Genomic DNA, 5,947 nt, shown 5'->3' with positions numbered 1-5,947 from the left:
AACACCACGCCTGGCCCCAGGCCACCCGCACCGGCACCGCAGCCATCCTCATCACAAGACCCCAACCCACAGACCCGTAATGCAACGGCATTGGGACTAGGCCATGGTTGGCGAGGCGGTTCAGGGTCCTGTAGGTGGTGGCGCGGGAGACTGAGGAGGTACCGACGAGCTCGCCGGCCGTCTGATCCTGGCGTACGTGCAGGGCGCTGATGATCATGAGTGCGGCGCTGCCGAGGCCGTGGTGGGCGAAGGCGTCGTGGCCCATCAGACGTGCGAGGACGGTGGAGTCGATGTCGGCCGTCGTGGGCGTCTCAGGGGTGGTCCACTCCTCAGTGCCGGGTCGGGGGGAACTGAGTGGTCCACAAACGAGACAGCAGAACAGGGGCACCGTGGCTGTGGGCGCTGCCGTGGTTGAGGTACCAGGTCGAGCCCTCCCTGCCGTGGCCGACCCGCAGCCGGCGCAGCCAGCCTCCCGGCTTCAGAACCGTCTCGTAGACGCCCCGCAGTGTCGTGCGGGAGATGCCCGCCTCTTCGGCGGTCTGCCGCTCGCTGGCGTGGTGCAGGGGGCCGCCTGCGATTTCGGCGAAGTTCAGATGCGCCCGCAGCACCCGCAGCGCGGTCCGTCCCCGCTCCCCGCGCCAGGGCGTGGTCTCGATGCGTTCCCGCAGCGCGGCGAGAACCTCGAACGCGCCGTGCCGGGATCCCAGCGCCAAGGTGGTGCCGACTGCGGCTGAGGCGCTGGCCCACACCCGGCGGATGTAGTCCAGGGCGCGGGTCTGCCCGGAGCGCAGCGCGATGCCGCGGATGTGCCGTCCGCCTTCGTGCTCGGGGTGCAGCAGGAGCTGCGTCAGTTGGTCGACGGTGCCGCCGGCGCGGGCGACGTGGCAGGCGATGGCCGCGGTGATCCGGTGCCCGTGCTCGGCCACGCCCTGGCGGTCCCCGCGCAGGACCAGGCTTCGACGATCGGAGGCGAGTCGACTGTAACTGCCGTTGGCGTAGCGGCCAGTGAGGTCGCCGAGCAGGATCAGATCGGCCGCAGCTGACGGCAGTCGGGACAGGCCCAGGGGGCCGCGGAGGTGGGTGACGTGTCGTTGGGGGAGTGGCTGGTGGGCGCTGTCTGTCACGGTGGGGTCGTCTCGCAAAGACGTGGACGCCACCCAGGGCCGCTAAAACCACGGGCGGCATCCGGAACCGACCTCCATCGGCGCCAGCAAGATCCCCAGGATGGCCGTCCTGGAGGCCCTCGTACGACTGGCCCCGACTGGAGGCAGGCGTCCCCATCGCAGCTCGACCGAGGTCGAAACAGAGCGCCGCCAGAGTCGCTCACCCGTGATCAACACCGGTCAACTAGGTTCTCTCAAAGGCAGTTGCAGAGGACGTTGCCTCTGACTGCCTCTGAGCGACCCGGGTCGAACCGGGGTCGAATCAGAGTGATTTCCTCTGGCTGCCTCTGCTGGCCTCTGCAACCCGTCCTAGCAGGTCACAGCCTCATCGCCCCACATAAGCGCAGGTCAGAAAGGTGCGCTAGCTGTACCACCGGTTCCTGGCGAAAGCGGTGATGTGCGGCATTGGGGCTGGCTCCCGTCTCTGATGGTGGTGGCATCGTTCGGGCAGACATGGTTGGGCCGCAATACGACTTCCGTCTCACGGAAGATGTCTGATGAAATGCCAGGTCGGTGGGGTGATGCGTTGGGGTCCTCCCCGGTGGCGGTTGCGATGTTCGTCCACTGGGTCGCCGTGCCGGCCTCGACCTCCTGTGGCTATTTGAGCCACGTTTTCGCTCGTAAGTTATGCACGTGTGACTGTTTTCAGAGTTCTGTGTCGAATCTGGTGCCGGATCCTGGTGGTATAGGAGCAGAAAATGAAGATCAGGGCCAGAACTGTGTGGCTGAGGGCCCGGGGTGCTGATGCTGACTGAGGATGGTGGTTCGGCCGCTGGTGAACGCCGATCCTCCGGCAGGACCCGTCCGCCTATCCTCCGGACATGTTGATCAACGCTTGGTCGACGTTGGCGGGGTTCGGCTGGCCTATCGGATATCGGGTCCGCCGGATGCTCTGCCGCTCGTTTTTGTTGCACGTGTTGGGCGAGGATTCAGCTCCTGCTGGGCCGTTGCTCGCGATGGGTGCTGAGGACGGCATCTGTTTCTGGCGGGCTTCCGCGCCGAGGAAGTCACTCGGTCGTGGCGGTCCTGGTGTTGGTGTTCAACCCGAGGGCGGCGCGCCCGAGGTCAGGGCACCTCGTCGAGCATGTCGGGTGTCAGGTCGCCTCGGATGCGGAGTGCACGGGGTCGGTGGCGGTAGTGCTTCGAGGTGTACAGGCTCAGGATGCCTTGCGGCGGATGAGGAGAGGGGTCGCCAGTACGCCGGCCACTACGGGTTCGGTGTGGGCGGATCGTTCCAGCATGGAGCGGATCGCGGTGCACACACGGTCCGCTATCTCCATAGGATTGAGCGCGAGCGAGGAGAGTGCCGGTCTCAGGAATGTGGCGATGGGCAGGTTGTCGGCGCCCACCAGGGCGACGTCGTCCGGCACCACCGCGCCCAGGTCGTCCAGCGCGCGGTGGAGGTCGACGTCGTGTTCGGCCTTGGCCATCGTCTCGGTGAAAACAGCGGGCATCGGTTCGGGCGCCGGCATCCGCAAGGCGCTCATTGTGACGGCCGAGGCGGAGAAGTCCTCCGGTGGAACATCGGGGGGATCGAACTGCTCATCCTGGCGGGGCTGATCATCGTGATGGCGACATCGGTGTACGTGTGGCGGCGCCCGACGCGGCCAGGAGACTACTTGCCGCTCCAGGGGGCGCGGCGCTCCCCATGGCCGACTTCGTCACCCACCTCGGTGCGCGGGTGCTGATCCCTCACCTTCCGCCGCCACGGCCGCCCGCACCCGCTGCTCCTCGCGAGCAGAGCCGACGTCCCGTTCCAGGGGTGTGCGACTCACGGCCGTCGCGAGGTCTTCCAAGGCCCGTTTTTGCAGTTCCGCCTCGCGCCGCACGACCGGGCTCCGGTTGCCGGCGGCAGCGTCCTCCCACGCGTGGAGCGCCTCCTCCACACGCTCCCAGTCTGGATTCCTGTGCTCGCGCACGTCGACTGCTGCCTTCGCGGTGTCCGTCTCCAGGGCCTCGGCGAACCGCTCCGCCTCGGGGACGAAACGGCTGTCGGCCCGAGGGACGTGGCTCTCCATGAGCATCACCGCCCGGCCGAACCCCTTCAGTGCCTCTTGCGCCTCCTCCGCCTCACGCGACGTCAGACCCCTGGGGCGGACCGGTTCCTGCCTTGCCCGGTCGTATGTCTCCTGCCAGGCGGCACGTGCATCCCTGCTCGCCAGCAGTGCCCTGCGTATGTCGGCGTGATGCTCCTGGGTCGGTTCGGCGTAGCTGCGGAGCACCGCGGCCGCGTAGCGGCCGTTGGCGGCGAGCCAGTCCGCAAGCCGGCCCGGCAGCCGGGGCGTCTCCCACGCGGGGAACACCACGTAGGCCAGCATTGCCAGGGCCCCGCCGAGCAGGGTGAGCACCACCCGCTCCGGGACCGTCTGCTCCCACGCCTGGCCGCCCATGCCGAGCAGGAAGACGACGTACGCGGCAGTGAAGCACTGGGAGTAGGCGTAGCCGGTACGGATCAGCGTGTACGACAGGCCCGCCGAGATCACCGCCAGCGCGCCGAACACATGGGCGTCCGGGCCCAGGGCCCGCACCATCCCGGTGGCGAGCGCGACCCCCGCCAGGGTCCCGGCGAAACGGGCCACCGCGCGCGCGTACGTCCGGTGGAAGTCCGGCCGCATCACCATCACCGAGGCGATGGGCGCCCAGTAGCTGTGGCCTAGGGGCAGCCGGGTGGCGATCAGGTAGCCGAGCGTGGCCACTGCCGCCAGGCGGACGGCGTGCCGGAACACGGGCGAGTCCCGCCGGAGCTCACGGCGGACCGCCCGGACGACGACCGGGACCAGCCGGAGCATTGTCGGGCGCACCAGGAACTGGGCGCCGGCAGGACCGGGCGGTGTAGGCGTCCTCCGGCGCGCGCCGCCGCTCCCGGCGATCTCCAACGCCTCGCCGAGCAGTTCCACGAGCCGCTCGGCGGCCTGCCGCGCGGGCCCCTCCAGCACCTCGTGCTCCTCGTCGACACGCAGGACGGCCGTGCTCCCGGGCCGTACCTCGGCGGGACTGCCGCGGCGGATCGAACGGGCGGCCGCATCCAGCACGTCGGCGGCCGCGTCGAGCAACTCCCGCGCGCGGTCCCTCCCGGGTCCCTCCGCCGGGGCGCCGACGTCCGGGTCGGCGAGCGCGGCGACGACCGGCCGAATACGCTCGGCGAGTCCCCGGGGGCCGTGCAGGACGGGGGGACGGGTGCGGGCCTGTGATGGCGTCACGGCGGCCGCGTCCCGGGCCGTCATCAACGGCTCCGGGTCGAACGGGGCCGTCGGGTCGTGCCGCAGTCGGCGGGCGTAGTCCGCCACTGCGGCCAGGGCGTCGGCGAGCGCGTCGCGATGCGCCCCCCAACGGCGGATCGGGAACAGTAAGATCAGCACGGCTTGCACCACGCCCCCGAGCGCGATGACCCCGGCGTGCTCCAGGGCTCGCCCGACGCTCGTGGGCAGGGTGATGGTCACCAGCATGCTGCCCACGGTCGTCGCTGCGACGATCCCAGCGGTCGATCCGACGGCCCACGCCATCCCCGCGGCGAAGGCCCATACGGCCAGCAGTGGGAGGAACGTCACGAGTCGCCCCGCCGCCAGGTAGCCCACGAAGGTGCTGAGCGCCAGACCCGCGCCCGCGCCGAGCGCGATCACCTTGCGTGGACGCCAGGTGCGCTGGAAGGTGGCCCCACCCGCGGAGTAGGCACCGAGGGCGGCGGACGCGGCATACGCAGGGGAGACGAGCCACAGCGCCGGCCCGACGACGATCGCCACCCCAACGGCCGTGCGCAGCGCGAGCAGGGGCTCCAGCCGCGTCTCCTCGATCGTGAGCCCGGATCGCACGACCTCTCCGAAGGCCCGCCGCCACGTCACGGGTGTGAGCCTAGCCGGAACACCCTGCCGGGTCGCATCGGCCTGGTTGAGGTGCGACAACCGTCGGCAGGGAAGCCTCCCACGCGCCCCGCGAACAGGCCGCCGGCCGCAGCCGCTGAACGGGGTGCAGCCACTGCGGGCACTGCTGAGCGTCCGCCGTCCGTCCTGCCGGGCCGGAGCGCGGGCAATCGCCGTTGGTTCAGGTCCGACCGGAGCGCGGGCCATTGCCCCCAGCCGCGGCTGGAGGACGGGCGGGACGGCGGCCCCGGGTCGCCTACCGCTTGTGGCCGTTCCCGTGTCCGTTCGGGTGCAGGACCACCTTGATCCAGCCCTCGTCACGGGCGTCGAAGTGCTCGTAGGCGGCGGGGGCCTCGTCCAGACGGAGTTCGTGGGAGACGACGAAGCTCGGCGTTGCCTTCCCACCGGCGATCAGATCCCGCAGCGCCCGGTTGTACCTCTTCACCGGCGCCTGCCCGGTGCCCATGCGCTGGCCCTTGAACCACATCATGCCGAAGTCGATCGGGACCTTGCCCCGCGCCTCCAGCTCTCCCTGGGCCTCCGCGTCGCCGGGGTCCTCGGGCAGGAACACGCCCACCACACCGATGTCGCCCGTGAACCTGACCGAGTCGATCAGTCCGTTGAGCGTGAGGCTGGCGTCCTCATGTCCCTCGGGGTCGTGTGCCTGGTAGCCGACGCACTCACAGCCGTTGTCGGCGCCCAGACCGAGATCGGCAGGACACGAGGGAAGAGGCTGTCGTACTGGCGCGGGAAACCGCACGCAAGCTCTTCGCCGGTCTCATGCCCGGAGCCAAGCGCCCCAGGCCCTCACCTTCAGCGCCATCTGCGCACCCTAGTGCTGGATTCCTCAAACTCGGTACACATATCGGCGTCGCAGTCGTCGGGTTGGGGGTGCCGGTCTGCCCCAGATCCATGGCTTCGCGTGGG

The 5,947-nt window shown here is 69.9% G+C and carries 4 protein-coding genes and 1 pseudogene; all 5 read right to left on the bottom strand.

Annotation, left to right across the window (positions count from 1 at the left end):
• A partial coding sequence (locus ABZV42_RS41875) for a MarR family winged helix-turn-helix transcriptional regulator (protein WP_356057502.1) occupies positions 1–265 on the bottom strand: 265 nt, incomplete at its 3' end.
• Between the two features lie 64 nt (positions 266–329).
• The gene (locus tag ABZV42_RS41870) at positions 330–1,124 is read right to left on the bottom strand and encodes a hypothetical protein (RefSeq protein ID WP_356057500.1); all 795 of its coding nucleotides are present in this window, start codon (positions 1,122–1,124) and stop codon (positions 330–332) included.
• A gap of 1,196 nt (positions 1,125–2,320) precedes the next feature.
• Positions 2,321–2,635 (bottom strand): substrate-binding domain-containing protein, encoded by a 315-nt coding sequence (locus ABZV42_RS41865; RefSeq protein WP_355986564.1) that lies wholly within the window; start codon positions 2,633–2,635, stop codon positions 2,321–2,323.
• 189 nt (positions 2,636–2,824) lie between these two features.
• Positions 2,825–5,002 carry an FUSC family protein gene (locus ABZV42_RS41860; protein WP_355986486.1) on the bottom strand — a complete coding sequence of 726 codons (2,178 nt, stop codon included), beginning with the start codon at positions 5,000–5,002 and terminating at the stop codon, positions 2,825–2,827.
• A 274-nt stretch (positions 5,003–5,276) separates the two neighbouring features.
• Positions 5,277–5,729 (bottom strand): annotated as a pseudogene (locus ABZV42_RS41855) (aldehyde dehydrogenase); the annotation flags it as partial.
• Positions 5,730–5,947 lie beyond the last annotated feature (218 nt).

Origin of the sequence: Streptomyces sp. NPDC005281 (assembly GCF_040607495.1) — a bacterium.
Taxonomy (GTDB): domain Bacteria; phylum Actinomycetota; class Actinomycetes; order Streptomycetales; family Streptomycetaceae; genus Streptomyces.
This window is presented reverse-complemented; position numbering and strand designations above follow the sequence as displayed.